The 22,514-nt window shown below is 56.5% G+C and carries 21 protein-coding genes; 12 read left to right on the forward strand and 9 right to left on the reverse strand.

Going from position 1 to position 22,514, the window contains the following annotated elements; genetic code table 11:
- Positions 1-111: 111 nt before the first annotated feature.
- The 5 genes from ACR0IV_RS04535 to ACR0IV_RS04555 form a co-directional block, all read right to left on the reverse strand.
- Complete coding sequence (locus ACR0IV_RS04535) at positions 112-384, reverse strand: hypothetical protein (RefSeq protein ID WP_480469753.1); 273 nt, start codon at positions 382-384, stop codon at positions 112-114.
- Positions 385-505: 121 nt separating this feature from the next.
- Positions 506-1,564, reverse strand: a complete 1,059-nt coding sequence (locus ACR0IV_RS04540; RefSeq protein WP_480469752.1) for a methyltetrahydrofolate cobalamin methyltransferase — start codon at positions 1,562-1,564, stop codon at positions 506-508.
- 9 nt (positions 1,565-1,573) lie between these two features.
- Complete coding sequence (locus tag ACR0IV_RS04545) at positions 1,574-2,500, reverse strand: methylenetetrahydrofolate reductase (RefSeq protein ID WP_480469751.1); 927 nt, start codon at positions 2,498-2,500, stop codon at positions 1,574-1,576.
- Between the two features lie 26 nt (positions 2,501-2,526).
- Complete coding sequence (locus ACR0IV_RS04550; protein ID WP_480657625.1) at positions 2,527-2,823, reverse strand: virulence factor; 297 nt, start codon at positions 2,821-2,823, stop codon at positions 2,527-2,529.
- 244 nt (positions 2,824-3,067) lie between these two features.
- Entirely contained in the window at positions 3,068-4,954 is a 1,887-nt protein-coding gene (locus ACR0IV_RS04555) for a PhoX family protein (RefSeq protein ID WP_480657624.1), read from the reverse strand.
- A 180-nt stretch (positions 4,955-5,134) separates the two neighbouring features.
- Here ACR0IV_RS04555 and ACR0IV_RS04560 point away from each other — a divergent pair, with 180 nt between their 5' ends.
- Both ACR0IV_RS04560 and ACR0IV_RS04565 read left to right on the forward strand, forming a co-directional pair.
- On the forward strand, positions 5,135-6,247 hold the full coding sequence (locus ACR0IV_RS04560) for a Ppx/GppA phosphatase family protein (protein WP_480469748.1): 1,113 nt from the start codon (positions 5,135-5,137) through the stop codon (positions 6,245-6,247).
- 389 nt (positions 6,248-6,636) lie between these two features.
- A complete protein-coding gene (locus ACR0IV_RS04565) occupies positions 6,637-7,353 on the forward strand; it encodes an RlmE family RNA methyltransferase (protein ID WP_480657623.1) in 717 nt (238 codons plus the stop codon).
- 3 nt (positions 7,354-7,356) lie between these two features.
- On the opposite strand, the gene ACR0IV_RS04570 is transcribed toward ACR0IV_RS04565, so the two are convergent.
- From ACR0IV_RS04570 to ACR0IV_RS04580, 3 genes are all read right to left on the reverse strand, one after another.
- Positions 7,357-7,551: a hypothetical protein gene (locus ACR0IV_RS04570; RefSeq protein WP_480657622.1), complete on the reverse strand. Its 195-nt coding sequence runs from the start codon at positions 7,549-7,551 to the stop codon at positions 7,357-7,359.
- Between the two features lie 80 nt (positions 7,552-7,631).
- Complete coding sequence (locus ACR0IV_RS04575; RefSeq protein ID WP_480657620.1) at positions 7,632-9,530, reverse strand: multiheme c-type cytochrome; 1,899 nt, start codon at positions 9,528-9,530, stop codon at positions 7,632-7,634.
- Positions 9,527-10,384: a YihY/virulence factor BrkB family protein gene (locus ACR0IV_RS04580; RefSeq protein ID WP_480657619.1), complete on the reverse strand. Its 858-nt coding sequence runs from the start codon at positions 10,382-10,384 to the stop codon at positions 9,527-9,529. Before ACR0IV_RS04580 ends, ACR0IV_RS04575 begins: the two co-directional genes overlap by 4 nt.
- A 143-nt stretch (positions 10,385-10,527) precedes the next feature.
- Here ACR0IV_RS04580 and ACR0IV_RS04585 point away from each other — a divergent pair, with 143 nt between their 5' ends.
- The 8 genes from ACR0IV_RS04585 to ACR0IV_RS04620 all read left to right on the forward strand — a co-directional run bounded on the left by ACR0IV_RS04585 (position 10,528) and on the right by ACR0IV_RS04620 (position 18,960).
- The gene (locus ACR0IV_RS04585; protein WP_480657617.1) at positions 10,528-11,607 is read left to right on the forward strand and encodes an AI-2E family transporter; all 1,080 of its coding nucleotides are present in this window, start codon (positions 10,528-10,530) and stop codon (positions 11,605-11,607) included.
- A 3-nt stretch (positions 11,608-11,610) separates the two neighbouring features.
- The gene (locus ACR0IV_RS04590; protein WP_480657616.1) at positions 11,611-12,720 is read left to right on the forward strand and encodes an acetoin utilization protein AcuC; all 1,110 of its coding nucleotides are present in this window, start codon (positions 11,611-11,613) and stop codon (positions 12,718-12,720) included.
- Between the two features lie 117 nt (positions 12,721-12,837).
- Positions 12,838-13,815 carry an AAA family ATPase gene (locus ACR0IV_RS04595; protein ID WP_480657614.1) on the forward strand — a complete coding sequence of 326 codons (978 nt, stop codon included), beginning with the start codon at positions 12,838-12,840 and terminating at the stop codon, positions 13,813-13,815.
- A 19-nt stretch (positions 13,816-13,834) separates the two neighbouring features.
- Positions 13,835-14,782 carry a DUF58 domain-containing protein gene (locus ACR0IV_RS04600; RefSeq protein WP_480657613.1) on the forward strand — a complete coding sequence of 316 codons (948 nt, stop codon included), beginning with the start codon at positions 13,835-13,837 and terminating at the stop codon, positions 14,780-14,782.
- The gene (locus ACR0IV_RS04605) at positions 14,779-15,252 is read left to right on the forward strand and encodes a DUF4381 domain-containing protein (RefSeq protein WP_480657611.1); all 474 of its coding nucleotides are present in this window, start codon (positions 14,779-14,781) and stop codon (positions 15,250-15,252) included. The genes ACR0IV_RS04600 and ACR0IV_RS04605 overlap by 4 nt, the downstream gene beginning before the upstream one ends.
- Entirely contained in the window at positions 15,252-16,238 is a 987-nt protein-coding gene (locus ACR0IV_RS04610; RefSeq protein WP_480657610.1) for a VWA domain-containing protein, read from the forward strand. The genes ACR0IV_RS04605 and ACR0IV_RS04610 overlap by 1 nt, the downstream gene beginning before the upstream one ends.
- Positions 16,238-17,731, forward strand: coding sequence for a VWA domain-containing protein (locus tag ACR0IV_RS04615; RefSeq protein ID WP_480657609.1), 1,494 nt, complete (start codon positions 16,238-16,240; stop codon positions 17,729-17,731). The genes ACR0IV_RS04610 and ACR0IV_RS04615 overlap by 1 nt, the downstream gene beginning before the upstream one ends.
- Entirely contained in the window at positions 17,731-18,960 is a 1,230-nt protein-coding gene (locus ACR0IV_RS04620; protein ID WP_480657608.1) for a hypothetical protein, read from the forward strand. The genes ACR0IV_RS04615 and ACR0IV_RS04620 overlap by 1 nt, the downstream gene beginning before the upstream one ends.
- A gap of 3 nt (positions 18,961-18,963) precedes the next feature.
- Here ACR0IV_RS04620 and ACR0IV_RS04625 read toward each other — a convergent pair whose 3' ends face one another.
- Positions 18,964-19,623, reverse strand: coding sequence for a Crp/Fnr family transcriptional regulator (locus ACR0IV_RS04625; RefSeq protein WP_480469735.1), 660 nt, complete (start codon positions 19,621-19,623; stop codon positions 18,964-18,966).
- Between the two features lie 262 nt (positions 19,624-19,885).
- Here ACR0IV_RS04625 and ACR0IV_RS04630 point away from each other — a divergent pair, with 262 nt between their 5' ends.
- Positions 19,886-21,454, forward strand: a complete 1,569-nt coding sequence (locus ACR0IV_RS04630; protein WP_480658558.1) for an arylsulfatase — start codon at positions 19,886-19,888, stop codon at positions 21,452-21,454.
- Positions 21,455-21,527: 73 nt separating this feature from the next.
- Positions 21,528-22,502: an HAD family hydrolase gene (locus ACR0IV_RS04635; RefSeq protein ID WP_480657606.1), complete on the forward strand. Its 975-nt coding sequence runs from the start codon at positions 21,528-21,530 to the stop codon at positions 22,500-22,502.
- The last annotated feature ends 12 nt before the right edge of the window (positions 22,503-22,514 follow it).

The following is a 22,514-nucleotide window of genomic DNA, read 5'->3' on the forward strand; positions in this document are numbered from 1 at the left end:
AGTTCCAAACAGAAGTTCTGCCGCAATCAAAACAAGTCCAATTAGCAAACCGTTAATTATAATTACTCTAAATAAATTATTACTCCGCGTAATTCGTTTATCAGGAACAAATTAATCAGTTTGATGTTCCTTGATCTCTTCATGCAAACTTGCTCCGCTTGGTACAACACCAGATGCGCGTTTTGAGGGGCTATCCATCAGACTATCTTGGTCACGTGAAATCTCATGAAACCATATCGGCAACACCATTTGAAACCCTAGTGCCACCAATAACTGCCCGGGGTCGTTGATTGTCAACGAGTTCCAGCCAATCTCTTTGAATTTAAATGATTGAATCGAAATTCGATCAAGGATCAATGAACTCCAAGAGAACTGGCGTTGCACTTATGTGACCCTCACCTAACGACTAGTGTTTTCGTGGCTTCGACAGAGTAAAATCTTAATCAGTGTCAAAACGAAAAAGGCCGGGCGCTGGGCCCGGCCTTTCGATTTTAGTTATTCAGGATCACGCGCGACGACGACGACCACCTCCGCGGCGGCCACCACCAGCGGCGGCACCTGCTTCGTCAGGCGCTTTGTTGAACCTGATCCACTCACCGCCATGCGGGTCATTGTTGGTCAGCAGGTTCGCGGCGCGGATGGCTTCCATTTCTTTGCCCGCGCGCGGCTTGGTCGAGCCAAGGCCGAACAGCTGGCAGAACGTTTCATCATCCATATCCGCAGGTAGAACGATGCCCTTGGCTTCGACCTCGGCCTTTTTCTCGGCCAGTTTCTTGGGACCAACCGGCAGAGCGACCGGGTTCATGATCGCCGAGGTCATGCCTGCACCCATCGCCATCGGCAGGAACGCGTTGTTGATGCCGTGCCGGTTTGGCAGACCGAACGAGATGTTCGATGCGCCGCAAGTGGTGTTTACGCCCAACTCTTCGCGCAGACGGCGGACCAGAGCAAATACCTGATTGCCAGCGGTTGCCATCGCGCCAATTGGCATGACCAGCGGGTCAACCACGATGTCGTGCGCAGGGATGCCGAAATCGGCGGCACGCTCAACGATCTTCTTGGCCACGTCGAACCGCACATCGGGGTCTTCCGAAATACCGGTGTCGTCGTTCGAGATCGCCACAACCGGCACATTGTATTTCTTGACCAGCGGCAGAACCAGTTCCAGACGCTCTTCCTCACCCGTGACCGAGTTCAACAGCGGGCGACCCTCGGCAGCTTCCAGACCTGCCTCGAGCGCACCGGGAACCGATGAGTCGATGCACAGAGGCACTTCAACCAGCCCCTGCACCAGCTCGACGATTTTGGTCATCAGGGGCGGCTCGGTCTCGTTTGGGTTGGGGTTCGAGTTGTAAACAACACCCGCATTGATATCCAGAACGGTAGCGCCTGCAGCAACCTGAGCGATGGCGTCTTTCTCGACTGTCGAGAAGTCGCCTGCTTCCAGCTCGGCCGCCAGTTTCTTGCGGCCAGTCGGGTTGATCCGTTCACCGATCACGCAGAACGGTTCGTCAAAGCCCAGAACGGCAGTTTTTGTTTTTGATTCAACGACTGTACGGGTCATGTCCGGTCCTTAGGAGTTTACAGGCTTTGCCGAAGCGCCGCCGTTTTCGATCGCCCAGTTGGCGTTGGTCTTGATACCACCCAGCGGGAAGAAGTGCACTTTGGTGATGTTGAAGTCGGGGTTCGCAGCTTTGTGGTTCGCCAGTTCGGTCAGCACGTCTGTCGGCTCATAAGGCAGCAGCAGCTTCGAGACATCCATGGCGCGCTTTTGCAGAACCTTGAGCGACGGGCCGACGCCGCAGGCGATGGCGAACTTGATCAGGGTCTGAAGCTTGGCAGGGCCAGCGATGCCGATGTGAATCGGCAGGTCGATGCCTGCTTCTTTCAGACTATCCGCCCAGGCGATGATCGGTTTGGCATCAAAGGCAAACTGTGTCGCCAGCGCCATTTCGGCGTCGGTGGTTTCCGAGAACTTCTGCTTCCAGCGCAGCGCATCGTCGACGTTCTTTGTCGAACCGTCGGGGTCGATGTCTTTGTTGCCTTCCGGATGACCAGCCACATGCAGATGCTTGAAGCCCGCCTTGTCAAAAAGACCGGTTTCCAGCAATTGCATCGAGCTGTCGAAATCACCGTGCGGGTTTGCAACCCCACCCGCCAGTAGCAGCGCCTGCTCAACTCCTGCTTCGCCCTGATACATGGAAATCCAGTTCTCCAGCGTCGCGGCGTCCTTGATGATCCGCGCCGGGAAGTGCGGCATCACGGGGTACCCTTCGTCGGCGATGCGCTTGGCAGTTTTCACCATGTCTTCGATCGGTGTACCCTCGATATGGGCAATGTAGACACGGGTACCTTCCGGCAACAACGCGCGGAAATCCTCGACCTTTTCTGCGGTACGCGGCATCACCTCGATCGAATAGCCTTGCAGGAAGGCTTCGACAGTCGGGTTCACCGGGGCCTTCGCGGCCGCATCACGTTTCTTGAAGTTCAGCAAAGCCATCGCGGCCTCCCATAAAGATTTGGGGCTCATGCCCAACCGTCGTTCGCGATCAGCGCCTTGATACGGTCCTGATCGTATTCAGCTTCAAGGCGCACAGCTTCGGCCTCGGCAATCTCGGACGGGTCGCCCTCAACCGCAAAAGGCTTGGCCTTGCGCCAATCTGCCAGGTAGGCATCACTGTCCTTTGCGTTCACCTTCATGGCTGCCCGGTCGATGGCTTGCTCGAACCGTTCTTCCAGTTGCCGCTTGGCACCACGGCGGCCTTTGCCGACGATGACCTGAGCGGGAATGTCGCGCCAGTATACGATGGTGACGTCAGGCATTGCTGTGATTCCTTCTAACCCGATGGAGCGGTTCTAAACTTCAATGTGAGCTCGGGTCGGTCGATTTTCGACACCCGACGCTTTTCAAACGACCTTTTCGTTACGCCAGTCTTCCGGGCTTTTAGCCAATTCCTGGGCAAACACGCATAGCAAATTTCTCAATATCTCTGTGAATGCCCTTCATAAAAAGAAAAAACCCCGGACGGCATAAGCCATCCGGGGCGTTTCAAGGGTGGAAATCGGCTTAACCGACCAAACCGCCATCTTCGCGGGTAATCGCGATAATGGCCGAACGCGGCACCGCGTCACCACCTTCGGGCCAATGGCTGTTGCCATCCTCGCCCGGGTGCTGAATGCCCACAAACATGGTACGGCGATCCGGCGACCAGCTCAGGCCAGTAACCTCACACTCGTTCGGGCCAACCATGAAGCGACGGATTTCCCCGGTGACCGGATCACCGGCCAACATCTGGTTGTTACCCTGCCCTACGAAGTCCCCTTCGTTGCCATAGTTACCATCGGTCTGGATCCACAGCAGGCCATTGCTGTCGAATTTCAGGCCATCGGGCGAGTTGAACATGTTATCGGCATTGACGTTATCCGAACCCGCATAAGCGTCCTGATGCACGGTTGGGTTGCCCGCCAGCACGTACAGGTCCCAGCCAAAACCCGACGCTGTATGGTCACCGCCGTCCGGGCGCCAACGCACGATCTGGCCATAGTGATTGGCGTCACGCGGGTTCGGGCCATTGGCCGAGGTGTCGTCACCACCCGCATTCGGCTTCACGCCACGGTTCTTGTTGTTGGTCAGACAGCAATAGACCTCGGGCGCGTTCGGGTTGGCCGCAACCCACTCGGGCCGGTCCATGGTGGTGGCCCCAACGGTCGAGGCCGCCTGACGCGTGTGGATGCTGATTTCGGCAGGTGAGGCAAGACCGGTCGTCTCAGGTGTCAGCTCCAGCCACTCACCCGTACCATCGTCATTGAACCTGGCAACTGACAGAGTTCCGTTTTCCAGCAGAGCATTTGTATCAACCCCAGCGGCATAAACGCCATCCGAAACGAAACGATACAGGAACTCACCCCGCTCATCATCACCCATATAGACAACAACGCGGCCATCATTGTTGACGATGGTTTCGGCATTCTCGTGCTTGAAGCGACCCAAGGCGGTCAGTTTGCGCGGGGTCGAGTTCGGATCGGTCGGGTCGATCTCAACCACGTAACCGGCACGGTTCGGTTCATTGGGGTTTTTCGAGACGTCGAACCGGTCGTCGATCTTGGCCCAGCCATAGCCCCAGTCCTTCGATGAAACGCCATAACGCTTCAGTTCGGCGCTGACCTCATGGTTTTCATCTTCTGCCGAGAAGTAGCCGTTGAAGTTCTCTTCACAGGCCAGATAGGTGCCCCACGGTGTCATGCCGTTGCCGCAGTTGTTCCAGGTACCTTTGGAAGTGGTACCCGACGGATCAGCAGCAGTTTTCATCAGATCGTGACCTGCCGCCGGACCGGTAATGGCCATATCGGTCTGCGGTGTGATGCGGCGGTTATATGGGCTGTCCTTAACGATACTCCAGGTGCCGTCGGCATTTGCAATCTCAACCACGGTGACACCGTGCGCCATCATGCCCTTCGCAACATCGTCATCCGAGGCCGCCTTGGCATCCGGATTGTTGCCCCACAGGATATCGCGGTTGGTGTATTCGTTGTTCACAACCAGCAGAACATGACCGTCATGGAAGAAAACGTCCTGCCCATCGGTGTTGTCACCAAAGGCGCGTTCCTGACTGGCGGCGGTGCCACGCGTCGCATGATCGAATTCGGGCGCGTCGGACCACAGCGGATCACCCCAGCGCACCATGACTTCGGCCTTGTAGCCCGCAGGTACAATCACGTCGTCCGCGGTGGAAACAGGGATCGCTTCGAACGAGAACCGGTCCGTCGCAGCGCGCGCACCCGATGAAATAAGCGAGCCGCCAACAGCCGTGAAGCTGCCCACGGCCAGAACACCGCCCAGAAAGCCGCGACGCGACAACGCACGTTCAACCACGCGGTCAAATTCGCATTCTTCCGGACGTGGATTCACAACTTCGTCAAATTCATCGAATGTCAGGATGCGCTCATCTTTCATGGCAGTCTCCGTATCTGGCTGAGAGCTTGTAAGGAATCCCGATCAGGGGATCAGCACGGAATTCGCATTTCAGTATGAACGCAGTGTGACAGTCCAGGTAATTTCAAAACTGAAATCACTTGCACGTCGGCGATACGCCGCCTAGGGTCAAACTAACTCAAAAATCGGAGGGCGTGACGAATGGCGCCCAAGCGTCCCAAAGGTGCGGGCGCGTTCCCGAAGGCGGTCGAAAGCCCCGCGCCGGCAAGACCCGATCCGGATGCACTGTACGCGGCACTGGATCTGGGAACAAATAGCTGCCGCATGTTGATAGCGCAGCCCAAGGGCAGCGGGTTCCATGTGGTAGACAGTTTCTCCAAATCGGTGCAGTTGGGCGCCGGTCTGGAACGTACCGGACGACTGTCGCGGGCGTCTATGTCGCGTACCGTTCAGGCCCTTCGGATCTGCCAGCAAAAGCTGAAACGCAACAAGGTCAAGCGCATGCGCCTGATCGCAACCGAGGCTTGCCGCCGAGCCAAGAACTCGCGCGATTTCATCCGGCAAGTGCGGCGTGAAACCGGCCTGACTCTCGAAATCATCCAGCCCGAGGAAGAAGCGCGTCTGGCCGTGATTTCCTGCGCTCCACTTGTTTCGACCAAGACCGAACAGTTGCTGGTGGTGGATATCGGCGGCGGCTCGACCGAGCTGGTGTGGATCGACATCTCATCCGTTCCGCGACGCGACCGTCCGGCGGCGATCATGCGGTTGCACAATGGCTTCCACACCGCCGACAGCCCATTCCCTGCTGCCAAGGTCGTCGACTGGATCAGCGTCCCGCTGGGTGTTGCCACCTTGCGGGATCAGTTCAATGACGTCGAAGACGATGCAGCGCGCTTCGCTCTGATGAGTTGGTTCTTCGAAGAGAATCTGGCCGACTTTGCGCCTTACAAGGACGAGCAAGCCCGCGAAGGCTTCCAGATCGTCGGCACCAGCGGCACGGTCACGACCGTCGCGGCCTCTCACCTGGGTCTGAAGCGTTATGACCGAACCAAGGTCGATGGGCTGCGCATGACCAGCGATCAGATCGACAAAGTGATCCGCGGCTATCTGGAACTCGGACCTCAGGGACGGCGCAGGGATCCCCGGATCGGCGATGATCGGCAGGCCCTGATCATGTCCGGCTCAGCCATCTTGCAGGCACTGCTCAGATGCTGGCCCACCGATCGCCTTTCGGTGGCAGACCGCGGCTTGCGCGAAGGCCTTCTTTACGCACAGATGAGCGCGGACGGTGTATTGGAAGACGGGCCGTTCTGATTGCTCACAGACGCCTTTACAGTAGTTGCCATCGCCTACCGTACCAGCACCGCTGCAACTGCAATCTGCTCACTCGAAGCTGCGGGTTTTGACGTTTTTAGCCCGGGTTTCAACTTGGTTAGCATGGCTCCGCACTGGTCTTGGGCGATTGGCGGCATTCATATTGCCGTACCAAACCCTCAGGCTTCGGAGGCCCGGGATCTGATACGCAGCTTCGAGCCATCAACACGGGATAGGCCATCTTGTACTGCGCAGATAATGAATGGGGCGGGTTGGTTGGCGTTTGGCATTTCTTCACCATGGCCAGACCTGCTAGTGAGGGATTAGCGTCGCCTTGCCACTCATCCAGCAAGGCGGTATGGACGGTCAGCTTTCAGGAGATCAATCACATGGCGAAGACACCGAGTGGAAAGAACATCTCGGGTCGCGGGCAACGTGACCTGAAGGTTAAGGTCAAAACCGCGCGCGGGCGCAAGCTGAGTTCGACCCGTTGGCTCGAACGGCAGTTGAACGACCCATATGTAAAACGCGCACAGGTCGAAGGGTATCGCGGACGCGCGGCCTTCAAGATATTGGAGCTGGACGACAAATTTCGGTTTCTGGTGCCGGGCGCTCGCGTGGTCGATCTGGGCTGCGCCCCCGGCGGCTGGCTGCAGGTCGCGGTCAAGCGGGTCAACGCGCTGGGTGAGAAAAGTGGAAAGCGTATTGGCACCGTTCTTGGAGTCGATCTGCAAAAGGTCGAACCAGTCGCAGGCGCAACCGCCCATGTGCTGGATTTCATGGAAGATGACGCCGATCAGAAGGTCAAAGACTGGCTGGGCGGCAAAGCGGATGTGGTGATGTCGGACATGGCCGCAGCCTCGTCGGGTCATAAGCAGACCGACCATTTGCGGATCATGGCGCTGTGTGAAACCGCTGCCTATTTCGCATTTGACGTGCTGGAAGAAGGTGGCACTTTTGTTGCCAAGGTTCTGGCCGGTGGGGCCGAAGGGGATCTGCAGAAGCTACTGAAGCAGAAATTCACCAAGGTCGCCAACGTCAAACCGCCTGCATCCCGATCGGACAGCTCCGAGAAATTTGTGGTTGCTACAGGCTTTCGGGGCTGAACGTCAGTCGAGATCGATCTTGCCCTGTGCCAGACGCTGTTCGCGCAGAGAAGCCGCGGCGATGCCTTGCAGCAGCAACGCCTCACCATGGTTGATATCCACGGGCTTGCGCGCGCGCAGTTCCTCGATCCTCTGATCCAGAGTTGTGTTCCGCGTACCAGACAATTGCGGCGGACGTGTTGCTGAACGATCCGTCATAGCTCACCTTTAGTTTCAAGGGTGAGTTTAGTGAGACAATGAGCCCGCATCGTGGCGGAAATCGGTCTGTTCGATGCCGGTCATTGCGCCAGTTCGCTCGCCAATTGGCGCAGGATTGGATCGTCGGGAAGCACCTCAAGGCCCTCAGCCAGAACATCCAAAGCAGCCTGTCGGCCGCGGTTGATATGCGCGAGTTGGACCAGCATCGGCCAAGCCTCGGCGCGCTGGGGATCCAATAAAACAACTTCGCGGAAAGCCCGCTCTGCCGCCGGTGCGTTGCGTAACGTCAGTGCGAGGCCGCCCAGAACCAGATGGGTTTCGGGAAAGTCCAAACGATTGGACATGCTGCGCTGCCAGTCTGCCATACCCTGCTGTGCATTGGCGTTCTGCTGAGGAGTGAGGGCTTGAGGCGGGATCGGCAGGAACTCTTTCGCGGTGGCGATGCGCACGTTGCGCAAGGGGTCCGACAAAAGGGGCTCCAGCCGCGAGATACGCTCAGCCAATGGAGCTTGTCGCTGCAGAGCTACCGAGTTGGCGCGTACCAAAGGGTCAGGGTCGGTCAGGGTCGGCATCAACGCCTCGGCCAAATCAGGTGACGCAAAGGGTTGCAGCAAGTAAAGAGCCGTAGCTCGCACGATGCCTGCCTGCTGCGTATCCAGAGCAATCACCGTCAATGCATCAGGGTTATCCAGTTGGCCACCGGCGGCATCCGCAAACGTTGTTCCGTAGTGTGCTGTCCTGTGTGTGGCCTCGGGAAACCAGCCTTCGATCTCTCGCGCGGCCCAGGGTTGATCCTGATCCGTGTGACAATCGGTACAGGCATCGACCCCAAGCCCCAGATCAGGTCTCGGGATACGAAAACTGTGGTCACGGCGGCCATCGACGCCCATATAGACCCGCTCGATCATGTGGCAGCTTTTGCACTGGGCCCCCTCCGACTCCTCGGCATGATGGTGGTGGTCCGGAGTGTCGTACTCGGCCTGTCGCAGCGTTGGAAATTCGGGATTGCCCGCGGGCGAATGACACTGCGTGCAGACACCATTGCCCTCGGCTTTCAGGTCGGCCCGGTGGGCATCATGGCAATTCATGCAGCCCACGCCGCGCGCATACATGCGGGATTGCAGGAATGAGCCATAAACATAGACCTCATCCAGTATCTGCCCGTCCGGATAATATTGGCCCGGGCGCAAAACGGCGAGATTGTAAGCGTCATGATAGGCGGTTCCAGGCAAGGGATTGCCGTCTTCCAAGGCCTCGCGCCGGGAATGGCAACCCGCGCATTGTTGAATCTCAGCCTCGGTCTGGCCCCTGCCCCAGCTCATGGAGAACCCAAACTCGGTCAGCCCATCGTTCAGTTCTTTGCCTGTGACCCATTCCAGATGCGCAGACCCTGGCCCATGGCACGCCTCACACCCGACACCAATCTCAGCCTGTGTCGAGGCGTAGGTTCTGGTGACAGCATCATAGTTCTTCACATACCCGGTCGCGTGACATTCAGCACAGCGCGCATTCCAGTTCTTATATGGCCCCGTCCAGTGCAAACCGTCATCCGGCGGCAAGTTCTGATCGGGGTAGAGATGGAACCAACGGCCCTTTTCCGTATCCCAGACAACATCGAAACTCTGCAGCCTGCCGGGTTCTGTTTCGAACAGATATTGCTGCAATGGTTCGACGCCGACCACAGAATGGACAGGATAATCCGTGGTGGTGCCATCCTTTTCGGTCACCTGCGCGCTGAATGTACCGTCCTGATCGCCAAACGTGACCGTCATCCCGTCATGTTCAAAACCGGAGCCCGCAAAATCCGCCGAAACCTTGCCATCCGACACATCGGTCCACGCAAGGGCGTGGTGCGAGCCTCGCCACGCGGCGGCCTCCTCCTGATGGCAATCGGTGCAAGCTTCGGACCCGACATAGTCCTGCGACCAACCGGTCTGAGCCATCGCCAACAGCACGACCGCCGTCAGGACAACTCTCATCCGTCCTCTGCCTTTTTCAGATCGATCAGCGCGCCATTATACTCCGCGCCAAGGATGAGCATGGCCGAGCAGAGATAAAGAAAAATCAGCGCCGCCATCGCACCCGCCAGCCCGGCATAGGTCGCGCTGTAAGATGCGAACTGAGCGATATAGACAGAAAATCCCCAACCGCCCGCAGCCCAAAGCGCCAGCGTCAGCACCACCCCCGGCAGAATCTGTGCCAGACTGTGGCGTCGTGTCGGCAAAACCAAATGCGCCAAAAGGACCGTCCCCACCGGCACGGCGACAGTGAAGGTCCAGCGCAAGCGGTCAACCGAAAGCCAGTTATCGACATCCACCGCCGTCGTCTCGGACACCAGACGCGTGTAGACCGGTAAAACCACCTCGACCGCCGCGATGGCGAGGATTGCTGCGCCGCCGATGATGACCAAAGCAAAACACAACAGCCGCGTTTTCCAGAACGGCCAGCTGTCCTTATCGTGATAGGCCTGCGTCATCGCCTTGCGCACAGCTGCGACGCCGTTCGAGGCAAAATAGATCGCCAACAGACCGCCCAGAGTGATTACGCCCGAGCCGGCCCCGGCCAACACCGCGCGCAGTTCTGAAATGATCGGGTCGGCGACATCCTTGGGCCACGCGCCAAAGATCAGTTCGATCAGTTCATCCGTCACATAGCCCTGCGATAACGCCCCGGCCAACGCCACAGTAAACAGAACGAACGGAAACAGCGCCATCATCAATGACATGGCGACATGGCTGCTCATGACAAAGCCGTTCTTGTCATTGAACCGCCGCACCGCAAGCCAGAGGCCTCGCACAAACTGGCCGGAGGATGGAATCGCAATACGTGACATTTTCTGACCCTAACCTGCCTTCCTACCACTCTGAACTGCCAATCTGTGTAGTTTTGTGAATTTTCGCACGTAAGCACCTGCACGGATTGCATAAACCGGTCAGCCCGTGCAGGATCGGCCTCAACGCACAGCAAGGTTATCCAATGAACCCCGATGACAACCAGGCTCGGCCCCGTCTTCAACTGGGCGTACTGCGCGACATTGCGATTGTCGCCACTCTGGTCGTGCTGGGCCTTTATGCGGGGGCCAACTTTCTGGTGCCGCTGACCATGGCTCTGCTAGTGAATGTCCTGATCATTGCGCTGAGCGATCGGGTCATCGCCCTGACCCGCGCGCCGATCTGGCTGGCAAATATCGCTGGTGTGACGGTGGTTTTGGCGGGTTTGTTCATGATCATGTACATCCTCGGCAGTCAGGCCACGCAGTTCGCCCGCTCAATCAATACCTATGAAAGCCAGTTCGACGGCGCCGTGAACAGGATCACCGGGCTTGTGGGCAATGATGTGACCAGCTTTATCCGGGACAATCTGGTCAGTATCGACATGTCCTACGTGGCGCGCGTGTTATTGGGCAGCGCAACATCCCTGCTCAACCAGTTCTTTCTGATCAGCCTCTATGTGGCCTTTCTGATGGCCGAGCGTCTGGCCTTTCGCAAGAAAATCCGGCTTGCAGCAGGTAGCCCGCAGCTTGGGGCGGATCTGGCTGCGGTGCTGGATGCGATCTCGTTCAGCCTGCAGCGCTATGTTGGAGTGAAAACCCTGATCAGCCTGATCACAGCCACCATCAGCTATTCCATTTTCAAGCTTTTGGGGCTGGAATACGCAGAGACCTGGGCCGTCCTGACCTTCGCCCTGAACTTCATTCCATCAATCGGTTCGATCATCGCTGTGATCTTCCCGGCCATGATTGCGTTGGTGCAATTCGAGACTATCGGGCCCTTCCTCGTGATCGTACTGGGCTGCGGGACCATCCAGTTCGTGATTGGCAACTTTCTGGACCCTGCCATGCTGGGCCGTTCGCTGAACATGTCGACCTTCCTTGTGATCCTGGCGCTGACCTTCTGGACAACGGTCTGGGGCCTGATTGGCGCGTTTCTGAGCGTGCCGCTGACGGTCTGCATCCTGATCATCTTTAGCCACATCCCGGCCTTACGTCCCGTCGCGATCTTGATGTCGCTGGACGGCAGGCTAGGTGAAGACGGCGATGCACGAGCCACAAAATAACCAATGCGCCGCCCTATATTCATAGGGTCCGAGATCTATCGGAACTCGACTTATGGCGCGAAGCATCCTCTGGCGATCCCGCGCGTGTCCACTGTGATCGATCTGTGCCAGTCATTAGGGTGGCTCGATTCGGAAAACTACAGGGTAAGCCCATGCGCCAAACCAAAGGCGCTGCACAGGTTTCATGCGCCGGACTATATTTCGGCGCTGCAACGGGCGGAAAAGACCCAGTCGGTCACTGACGATGTTAAACGCAAATATGGGCTGGGAACATTGTCCAACCCGGTCTTTGCTGAGATGTATCGACGCCCGGCAACCGCCGCCGGTGGGTCCATGCTGGGCGCAGAACTGATCCGCGACGGAGGGGTCGTCTTCAACCCGGCCGGGGGTACTCATCATGGGATGGCCGATCGGGCCAACGGATTTTGCTATTTGAACGATCCCGTTCTCGCAATCCTCAGGCTACTTGATCTGGGGCTGGAGCGGATCGTTTATGTAGACATAGATGCGCATCACTGCGATGGAGTCGAAGCTGCCTTTCACGGTTCGACCAAGGTGCGGATGATCTCGGTGCATGAGGCCCGCAGATGGCCCTTCACGGGACAGCTGGAAGATGACGCGGGCGGTGCCGCCTGGAACCTGCCCGTTGATCACGGACTGAACGACGATGAGTTTCAGGCCATATTGGACGAGATGATCCTTCCGGTAACTCAGGCATTCCACCCGCAGGCCATTGTCTTGCAATGCGGCGCAGATGCGATTGCCGAAGACCCCTTGTCCCGGCTGGCTTTGTCAAACAATGCACATTGGCGTGCCGTCGCCGGCCTTCAGGCCCTGACGTCCCGATTTCTGGTCCTTGGCGGCGGCGGGTATAACCCATGGTCCGTGGCACGTTTGTGGAGCGGGGTTTGGGCCACCCTGAACGGGTATGACATTCCATCAAACTTGGAGGACGGTCAGCGAACGATCTTGGAATGCCTGTATTGGAACCGAAAACTCAGGCAGAAAAGGCCAAAGCATTGGTCAACCACGCTGCGTGACACTTGCAACCCGGGATCTATCCGCGAGCAGATTACGATTGATATTCAAAAACTCATAAACCGGAATTCCTAGTGGCCCGAACGTCGTCGTCCTGATAACAATTTAACATCACTTGAAAATCCCGAGTCTCGGCTTTCGCAGACATCTGGTTGCAAAGCCTGCATTTCGGGCGGTTACGGGATATTCTTTATGAGCGCACTCAACCAGATCATGGATCTCAGATCCCGTATGGGCCAATCGATCATTGGCCAGACCGAGGTCATTGATCGCCTGCTGATCGGTCTTCTGGCAAATGGCAACCTTTTGATCGAAGGCCTGCCTGGCCTGGCCAAGACGCGCGCGGTCAAGGCAATGGCGAAGAACATGGATGCAAGTTTTAGCCGCATTCAATTCACACCGGACCTGTTGCCCTTGGATGTGACCGGAACCGAGATTTTCCAGCAGACCGATACGGGGGGTGAGTTCAAATTCGAACCTGGACCCATCTTCGCCAACATCGTTCTTGCGGATGAGATCAACCGAGCACCCGCCAAAGTGCAGGCCGCCCTGCTGGAAGCGATGGAGGAGCGGCAGGTCACCGTTTCCGGCACCACCCACAAGATGGAACCCCTGTTTATTGTGATGGCGACGCAGAACCCCATCGAGCAGGAAGGCACCTACCCTTTACCTGAGGCTCAGATGGACCGGTTTCTGATGCATGTGCAGATCACATATCCCCCGGTTGAGGACGAAGTGGAAGTGATCCGCCTTGTCCGGGGCGAAGAAATCGCTGCTGCCAAAGGTGGGTCCGCTGAAACCCCCGCAGCCATTCCGCAGGATGTTGTATTTGCCGCCCGCTCCGAGATTGGGCAAATCCACGTCTCAGACGCAATGGATCGCTATATGGCTGACCTCGTACAGGCGACGCGCACACCCGAAGCTTTAAGCCCGGAACTTGCGAGTTGGATTGAGATTGGAGCGAGTCCGCGCGCATCGCTGGCTCTGGACAAATGCGGGCGCACGCATGCCTGGATGAACGGTCGCGATTATGTCGATCCTGCGGACATCCGCGCCATTGCGCATGATGTATTTCGCCATCGCGTGACCCTCAGTTTCGAAGCCCAAGGATCGGGAAAATCCGCGGATGATGTGATCGCAGAACTGTTGCGCTTGGTTGCATTGCCCTAGCCACCACGGAAATCGGAGCATGACCCAGACTGCGCCATATCCGAACGACCCACGCATCCATGTCGATGCTGACCATCTTTTGCAGCTGGGGCTCAAATCGCGGGCACTCAGCCTGCTACCTCGCCAACCCGCGCGATCGATCCTGAATGGTCGTCACGCCTCGCGCTTACGCGGCCGCGGCCTGAATTTTGAAGAACTGCGCGGCTACCTGCCGGGTGACGACATCCGAACCATCGATTGGAAGGTCACTGCGCGCACGGGAAAACCTCACGTTAGGGTCTATACCGAAGAGCGTGATCGCCCTGCTCTTCTGCTGGTCGATCAGCGCATTTCGATGTTCTTCGGAACAAAAGTCTACATGAAATCCGTCATCGCTGCCGAAGCTGCTGCGATTGCGGCGCATCGGATTCTTGGCCAAGGCGATCGTGTCGGAGGCCTCGTATTTGGCGACACAGACGTTGCCGAACACAGACCACAGCGCCGCGCAGCAGCCCTTACCCGGTTTTTATCCTCCATCGGAGCTGCCAATTCACGCTTGCAAGCAGGCTTTAATCTACAGCCAACCGTGTCTCTGAACGATATTCTTTCAGAAGCTGCGCGCATCACCCAGACCAGTGGATTGATCTGCCTGTTTTCGGACTGTGATGGGCTGGATGCGGGGTCTGAACCTTTGTTGCGCCGCATGGCGCTCTCAAACGATCTGATCGTGTTCAATATTGCGGATCCAACGGCTCAGGTCCTCGCACCGAACTTGAAAATGACGGTTTCCGACGGTGACGAGCAGATCGAAATCGACAGTTCCGATCCTGAATTATCAGCAAAAATCCGAAAATCCATGGAGGATCGGTTGGCGCAACTGCACATCTGGTCCCGACGATATGGTTTTCCGGTCATTTCTTTGACAACGGCGGAACCCGCGTTGGATCAGTTGCTGCGCTTGTTTGGACATCGTGGGGGTCTGAAATGAGTGTCGATACAACGGGAAAATCTTTGGTTGATCTGTTGGACATGCTCGCACCAGCGCCGGAGCCTACGGTTATTTCGATGATGCCCCAGACATGGGGGTGGGTTGCAATCGTCGCCGTACTGCTGAGTATTGCTGCTTTCGGCACAGTCATGATCCTTAGGCACAGGCGCATGAATGCCTACAGGCGGTACGCGCTGGCAGAGCTTGCGTCGTCCGATCTCTCTGCCGCAAAGGTTGCCGAGATCCTTCGCCGCACTGCACTGGCCGCGTATCCGCGCGAACAAGTCGCGGGAATTTATGGTGAAGATTGGCTGAAGTTTCTATCTCAAACAATTGATAGTAAATCGTTTAACGACGAAACGGGGCAGCTGCTTGCAAAAGCTCCATATCAAGACATCCCACCAAACCCTGCCATCACGCAGCTTGCACGGCACTGGGTCAAATCCCACAAACCGTATCGGAGAGCGTGATGTTTTCGTTCGCTGCTCCGTGGGTATTTCTGTTACTTCCGTTGCCGTTGCTAGTCTACTTTCTTGCTCCACCCCAGCGCGAAAAAGCCGCTTCCATACGCATTCCATTCTTTCGCCGTGTTGCGAAGGCGGCAGGTGTTGAGCCGAAATCGGGTTCAGTGATCCCAGGGCGGTCCCAGCTTCAAATGGCGAGTGTAGTGTTGATCTGGATTCTATTAGTGCTGCCGCTGGCCGGTCCGGAACGATTGGGCGATCCCATAGTGATAGAAAAGTCAGCGCGTGACGTCGTTCTTGCGTTGGACATTTCGGGCTCAATGGATCAGCGCGATTTCGAAACCGAATCTGGCGCTCCGATGCAAAGGCTGGAAGCTGTCAAAGACGTCTTGAGAAAATTTATTTCCGAACGAGATGGCGATAGAATGGCCCTGATTATCTTTGGCACACGCGCCTTCATTCAAGCACCTTTCACGGAAGACCTGAGTAGTTTGAATGGGTTCCTGGATCAAGCTCAAGTTGGAATGGCAGGTCCGAATACAGCCTTGGGCGATGCGATCGGGCTCGGGATCAGAACGTTTGAATCCAGTGAGGTCGACCAACGTCTTATGATCGTCCTCAGCGACGGGGCCGATACGTCAAGCCGAATGACGCCGATAAATGCTTCGACAATCGCCGCTGAAAAAAATGTGGTCGTCTATACGATTGGCGTCGGAGATCCCAACGCCTCGGGAGAAGACCGCGTGGATCTGCAAGCGCTGAAGGACATCGCCGATCGCACCGGAGGTGAATACTTCTTTGCCGATGATACCTCAGCTCTCGCAAAGACCTACGAACACATTGATCAGCTCAACCCCAGAATAGTGGAAACTCAAAGCTATCGTCCCAGACAAAGCCTCACCCATATTCCGTTGGCATTTGCATTGATTGTCATTCTTATCAGCGCAATCGGGTTCCATTTCTCCCAGCAGCGTAAGGGAGTCATTCAATAATGGAGCTGTCTGATTTCCATTTTATAAGAGGCTATTACCTTCTGCTTCTCATCCCGATCGCCGCGTTGTGGTGGTTGATCAGGCCAAAACCCGCGACTGAAGCCAAGCCGCCTGTGGGGATCTCCCCACATCTGGCCGCTGCTTTGCAGGTAGGTAAGGACGAGACCCGCCACGTTCAGCCAATTGATGTCGCGATGATCATCGCGACACTTGTCGCCCTCGCGGCCTCAGGTCCTACTTGGTCGCGTGCATCCAACCCGCTGATCGCGGACACCGCCCCATTGGTAATCGCCCTCAAAGTCACGGACAGTATGGAGAGCGCTGACCTTGCGCCCTCGCGGTTGGACCGCGCAAAGTTCAAAATCGCCGATCTGATCAACGAACGTTCTGGCGCACGCACCGCCTTGATAGCATATGCAGGAACGCCGCACCGTGTGGCCCCCTTGACCGAAGATGCCAACATCCTTCGCCCTCTGCTTGAGGGTCTAACGCCAGCGGTCATGCCAGTCGAAGGTGACGCCGCAACTGACGCCCTCGTGTTGGCTCAATCCATACTGGATGACAGCGAGACCCCGGGGGCTGTACTGTTCGTATTGGACGACCTCGATCCGTCTCAAGTGTCCGAGATAAATACCTCAACTACCGATATTTTCTATCTAACTATGTTGCCAGATAGTGGACGTATTTCGCAGCTGGATAACATCCAGGGCGCATCGGTCGTTCCGTTCTCCGACGACAATCGAGACATTGATCGACTGCAACGCCAGATTCAATCAGCCTACACAGCCGCGCTGGATGAAGACGACCGCCTGGACTGGCAGGATAACGGCTGGATCCTGGCGTGGCCCGCTGCCATGTTGTCGCTACTATGGTTCAGAAAAGGCTGGGTGATCCGTTGGGCGTTACTGGGAATATTCGTTCTGCCTCCCTCCGGAGCGCGCGCCGATGGATGGAGAGATTGGTTCCTTACTCCTGACCAACAAGGTCAGATTGCGATGAACCAAAAGCGCTTTGGCGATGCGGCGGAGTTGTTTGAGGACCCCTATCACAAAGGTTATGCCTATCTAAGGGACGGGCAGTATCCGCAAGCGTCCAACATTTTCGCCGGGCTGGACACTCCGGAAGCGGCGTTTGCCGAAGGCATGGCCCGAATACGAAACCGAGAATATCGCCCCGCCATAGCAGCCTTCGAGACCGCTCTGGATCGGCGTCCGGGTTGGCCCGAAGCGCAGCACAATCTCGAGCTGTCCAAAGCCATCCTGGATTTTGTCGAAACGACCCGTGAACAGTCCGATACAGGCGAGGAAGCTGGCATCGGTGCGGACGACACAGTGTTCGACAATGACGCGGCGCGCGGTAGCGAAACTACGCTTCAAGCGCCCAAGGAGGGGCCACAGACGCTTTCAGCAGATCAGTGGATCAGTACGATTGATACCGATATGCAAGATTTCTTGCGCAACCGGTTTCTTTTGGAAAATCAGGAGCAAAAGTAATGAGATACGTTATTCTCTTCATTCTTCTTTTCGCTCGTTCCGTGTTCGCTCAGGGCAGCGAAGCGACTGCGCCTCAGGTCACAATCGAAGTCCCTGATAAGCCTGTCATTGTAGGTCAACCAGCCATCGTACGGATCAGGGTTTTGGTGCCGACCTACATGCCGCAACCTCCGGTGTTTCCTTCATTGGAACAACAAAACCTTTTGGTTCGTCTGCCTGAGCGCGCTTCGGGACCGATCAGCGAGACGGTGAATGGAGCGACCTGGTCCGGCGTTCAGCGCAGCTATCGCTTATATCCTTTGGCGGCAGGACCGGTTTCGTTTAACTCGCAAGAGATTGTCGTGACTTATGCCGATCCTCAGACCAACGATCCCGTTCAGGTTTCGTTGGCGCTCCCGCCTGTGCAGCTCAGCGCCGAGGTGCCTGAAGGTGCCCGAGGACTTGATCCGTTGATCATCGCAACCGGTTTTTTGCTTGAACAGCAGGTGGACGGCCCGACCGATATGCAGGCCGGTGATGCCATCACACGCGAACTGATCGCGCGGATAACAGGCACCATACCACTGTTGATCCCCAAATTGACGCCGCCTGATCCCGCTTCCTTACTGCGCGCATATCCCAAGGAGCCTCGCTTTACAGAAACAGAAGATCGTGGAGTGCTGTCCGGAACACGTGTCGAAGAGACGGTGTATATCGCGCAGGAGGGTGGCGAGACGCAATTACCCGCTGTGTCAATCGACTGGTTCAATTTGCAGACCAACAAAGTCGAAACGACCTCGATCCCTGCAACCGAGCTGATTCTGGCGCCGCCAAAGTGGCAGCCTCCCGACACGGAAACCCTTGTTAGGGCAGCACTTTGGATCGCGTTTATTGTTTCGGCTTCATGGCTTGCGGTACGATTTATTCGCCCACGCTATCGGGTCTGGAACGATGCGCGGCAGCGTAGATATCTTGCCTCGAGAAAATACGCCACTGACGCCTTGAAATCTGCGTTGCAGGCGCAGGATTTAGCCGCTGCTTATGGGGCTTTGGAGCTTTGGAAAAAGCGCAGCAATCGACCCGATCACGCATTACCGCTCGAACGCAGCCTGACTACGATTGGAGCCGCGCGGTATTCCGGCGGGAACCAGAAACCCTCTGAAGATTGGGCTTCGGCAATGCAATGCCTGAAAGACTTAGACCGTAGCGCACGACCCGAACGCGGAGCGTTGCCGCCGCTCAATCCCTAGGAGTCAACTTTGACAGTTTGCGATCAATTTGCGCCTGTCGATCAAGCGTAGACGGCCATATCCCAACTCAACCAAGCCTAAGTCCGCCAGGCGATGAAGGCTGCGACGCAACGTTGGTTGCGACACTGCAACCATCGCCGCAAGCTCGTCCTGAGACACAATGATCCAGCCATTGGATTTAGACGTGCCCTCGTCCAGATGCAGCAGACGCAGAACCAGACGTTTTTCCGAACCTGTGACCGCCAAGTTCGCCATGATACGCAGGGCTGTTTTCATGTTTTCCCGCGTCAACGCATAGAAATCGCGGACATATTCAGGATTTTCTTGAACCAGCCGCTCTATACGTGAGCTTGGAAAGAACAACGTACGAGTCTTCTGAGTGCTCACGACGCTGACCAGTCGCTGCGCCTCGGCAAAAAGTGCAAGGTCCCCAATCCAGAAGCCTATGCCATCCCGATGAAGCACGAATTCCTGCCCATCATCGGCTGGTGCCGTGATCTGTACAGATCCATCAAGTACCGCGTGGATACCATTTGCCGGGTCGCCATGGTGATAGAGGGTTTCGCCAGGGTCGAAGGTTCTGGCAACTGCACAGGTCAAAAGGTCGTTTTGGAACTTTGCATCACGCGTGCCAAACCAGTCGGTTTGGGTCAGAGTTCTCATATCGTCATCATTATCAAACATTAGCATCTTTCAAAATGATCATATGATAGGTTTTCGACACGTTTCATCGCTTAAGCTAGTTCCGTTCGATTCCCGGACCATTACATATTTTTTCTGTCGGTAATCAACAGCTTGCGCACGGCTTCAAAGTTCAGACTAGTCGCTGCCTCTAAAACTCAATTGGTCGGGCCATTAAGGCTCGTTTAATCAGGAGCACCCCATGTCACCTCCACAAATGATTACAGATAGCTGGCGCAACACGATGCGCAAGTTCGCAGTTGCGACCTTTTCCGTCGCGCTCGCCCTGCCCGCCTGGGCGCAGGATCAGAAGCCCAATATTTTGGTGATATGGGGCGATGATATCGGTCAGTCGAACATTTCGGCCTATACCATGGGTCTGATGGGGTATCAGACACCCAATATCGACCGCGTGGCCAATGAAGGTATGATCTTTACCGATTACTATGGTGAACAATCCTGCACCGCCGGTCGGTCGTCTTATATCATGGGACAGTCCGTATTCCGGACCGGTCTATCCAAGGTTGGTCTTCCCGGTGCTGATCTTGGTATGCAGGTCGAAGACCCGACCATCGCGGGTTTGTTGAAAGACCACGGATATGTCACTGGTCAGTTTGGCAAAAACCACCTTGGCGACAAGGATGAGCACCTTCCGACAAACCACGGATTTGATGAATTTTTTGGCAACCTCTACCACCTGAACGCTGAAGAAGAGCCAGAAAACGAGGACTATCCGGGTGACCGGATACTGTCCGATGGTCGTACCTTCCGCGAGGCGTATGGTCCGCGCGGCGTCATCAAATCCAAGTCCGATGGCACCATCGAAGACACGGGCCCTTTGACCCGCAAGCGCATGGAAACTGTGGATGACGAAACCGTGGCCGCGGCGATCGATTTCATCCAGCGGGCACATGAGCAAGGCCAACCCTTCTATGTCTGGTGGAACGGCACGCGAATGCATTTCCGCACCCATGTCAAAGACGAGATGCGCGCAAAGGCCAATGAAATTTCGGGCCGCGTTGCGGATGAATATACTGCGGGCATGATCGAACACGACATGCATGTGGGGCAATTGCTGGATCTGCTGGACGAGCTTGGCATCGCCGACAACACGATCGTCCATTATTCCACAGATAACGGACCACACATGAACACCTGGCCCGATGCGGCAGCGACGCCATTCTGGGGTGAAAAGAACACCAATTGGGAAGGTGGATGGCGCGTTCCATCCATGGTGCGCTGGCCGGGTCAGATTGAAGCCGGGTCTGTGACCAATGAAATCGTCCATCACATGGACTGGCTGCCCACTTACCTTGCGGTTGCCGGTGATCCCGACATCAAGGAAAAGCTAAAGGCCGGTTACAGTTCCTCTGGCATGGGGCGCGAGTACAAAGTGCATCTGGATGGCTATAACATGCTGCCTCTGCTGACCGGTGAAAGCACAGAGAGCCCGCGCAAAGAGATCTTCTATTTCTCGGATGATGGCGACCTCACGGCGCTGCGCTTCGAAGATTGGAAACTGATCTTCCTTGAGCAGAAAGCATGGGCAACCCTGCGCGCCTGGATCGAACCATGGACCGAGCTGCGCATCCCTCTGATCGTCAATCTGCGACGCGACCCGTATGAACGGGCCTATCGGACCTCTAACACCTACTATGACTGGCTGTTGGACCGGGCCTATTTCCTCGTGCCAGCCCAGCAATATGTAGGCGCTTTCCTGGGCACGTTCGAGGAGTTCCCACCCCGTCAGAAAGCTGCCAGCTTCAACCTGGATCAGGTCATGGAGAAGCTGACAACGCCGACCAACAACTAGGTTCGGCAGTTCTGCATCATTGGTCGCCCTGTAAAGGGCGGCCTTTTAGAATTGTAAAACCGGTGAGATTCTCATGCGACACGTTGTTCTAGGCGCCTTATTGGCCTTCACGCCGCTGCCTCTGCTTGCGGACCCATTACCCAGTTGGAATTCGACGGGTGCGAAAGAGGCAATCGTCGAATTTGTTAGCGCGGTCACTGATCCGGAAGGGCCGGACTATGTGACCCCGGCAGATCGGATTGCCGTCTTCGACAATGACGGCACGCTTTGGGCAGAACAGCCGGTATATTTTCAGTTCATCTTCGCGATGGATCGGCTGGCTGAACTGGCTAAACAAGATCCCGGCATTCTCTCGACCCATACCCTGAAAGCAGCTGCCGAAGGTGATCTCGAGACCGTTCTTGAAGGCGGGCATGACGCTTTGATCGAGGTGATCAACGCCACCCATTCCGGCGATAGCGTCGAAGAATTTCAGACCTCCGTCGCCACGTGGCTGAACACTGCGCGTCATCGCGACACCGATCTACCTTACAACCAAATGACCTATCAACCGATGGTCGAACTGCTGCGCTATCTGCGCGATGAAGGGTTCACAACCTATATCGTCTCGGGCGGTGGGCTGCATTTCATGCGCGTCTTTGCAGAAGAGGCCTATGGTATCCCCCCGGATCAGGTCCTGGGCACCTACGGAGAGACTGTCTATGACACGTCGGGGGATGCTCCGATGATCATCAAGGCCCCTGGGATTGCCTTTGTCGACGACAAGGAAGGCAAGCCAATCAACATCGAACGGACCATCGGCAAACGTCCCGTTCTGGCCGGGGGCAACTCGGACGGAGATTTCGCCATGCTGGAATGGACAACGGCTGGCGATGGGCCGCGTCTGGGTGTTTTGATCCATCATACCGACCCTGATCGGGAATGGGCCTATGACCGCGAAAGCACGATCGGGCGGCTGGTCGACGGGCTGGATAAGGGGCCGGATATGGGCTGGGTCATAGTTGATATGGCCAAGGACTGGTCACGTGTCTACACTGGGACAAACTGAACAATCCCGGAC

The organism is Ruegeria sp. C2 (genome assembly GCF_056537765.1).

Coding starts and splice junctions, on each gene's coding strand:
- ACR0IV_RS04540 (WP_480469752.1), bottom strand. CDS start 1,564: ATGACCCGTACAGTCGTTGAATCAAAAACAAAAACTGCCGTTCTGGGC.
- ACR0IV_RS04545 (WP_480469751.1), bottom strand. CDS start 2,500: ATGGCTTTGCTGAACTTCAAGAAACGTGATGCGGCCGCGAAGGCCCCG.
- ACR0IV_RS04550 (WP_480657625.1), bottom strand. CDS start 2,823: ATGCCTGACGTCACCATCGTATACTGGCGCGACATTCCCGCTCAGGTC.
- ACR0IV_RS04555 (WP_480657624.1), bottom strand. CDS start 4,954: ATGAAAGATGAGCGCATCCTGACATTCGATGAATTTGACGAAGTTGTG.
- ACR0IV_RS04560 (WP_480469748.1), top strand. CDS start 5,135: ATGGCGCCCAAGCGTCCCAAAGGTGCGGGCGCGTTCCCGAAGGCGGTC.
- ACR0IV_RS04565 (WP_480657623.1), top strand. CDS start 6,637: ATGGCGAAGACACCGAGTGGAAAGAACATCTCGGGTCGCGGGCAACGT.
- ACR0IV_RS04570 (WP_480657622.1), bottom strand. CDS start 7,551: ATGACGGATCGTTCAGCAACACGTCCGCCGCAATTGTCTGGTACGCGG.
- ACR0IV_RS04575 (WP_480657620.1), bottom strand. CDS start 9,530: ATGAGAGTTGTCCTGACGGCGGTCGTGCTGTTGGCGATGGCTCAGACC.
- ACR0IV_RS04580 (WP_480657619.1), bottom strand. CDS start 10,384: ATGTCACGTATTGCGATTCCATCCTCCGGCCAGTTTGTGCGAGGCCTC.
- ACR0IV_RS04585 (WP_480657617.1), top strand. CDS start 10,528: ATGAACCCCGATGACAACCAGGCTCGGCCCCGTCTTCAACTGGGCGTA.
- ACR0IV_RS04590 (WP_480657616.1), top strand. CDS start 11,611: ATGCGCCGCCCTATATTCATAGGGTCCGAGATCTATCGGAACTCGACT.
- ACR0IV_RS04595 (WP_480657614.1), top strand. CDS start 12,838: ATGAGCGCACTCAACCAGATCATGGATCTCAGATCCCGTATGGGCCAA.
- ACR0IV_RS04600 (WP_480657613.1), top strand. CDS start 13,835: ATGACCCAGACTGCGCCATATCCGAACGACCCACGCATCCATGTCGAT.
- ACR0IV_RS04605 (WP_480657611.1), top strand. CDS start 14,779: ATGAGTGTCGATACAACGGGAAAATCTTTGGTTGATCTGTTGGACATG.
- ACR0IV_RS04610 (WP_480657610.1), top strand. CDS start 15,252: ATGTTTTCGTTCGCTGCTCCGTGGGTATTTCTGTTACTTCCGTTGCCG.
- ACR0IV_RS04615 (WP_480657609.1), top strand. CDS start 16,238: ATGGAGCTGTCTGATTTCCATTTTATAAGAGGCTATTACCTTCTGCTT.
- ACR0IV_RS04620 (WP_480657608.1), top strand. CDS start 17,731: ATGAGATACGTTATTCTCTTCATTCTTCTTTTCGCTCGTTCCGTGTTC.
- ACR0IV_RS04625 (WP_480469735.1), bottom strand. CDS start 19,623: ATGAGAACTCTGACCCAAACCGACTGGTTTGGCACGCGTGATGCAAAG.
- ACR0IV_RS04630 (WP_480658558.1), top strand. CDS start 19,886: ATGCGCAAGTTCGCAGTTGCGACCTTTTCCGTCGCGCTCGCCCTGCCC.
- ACR0IV_RS04635 (WP_480657606.1), top strand. CDS start 21,528: ATGCGACACGTTGTTCTAGGCGCCTTATTGGCCTTCACGCCGCTGCCT.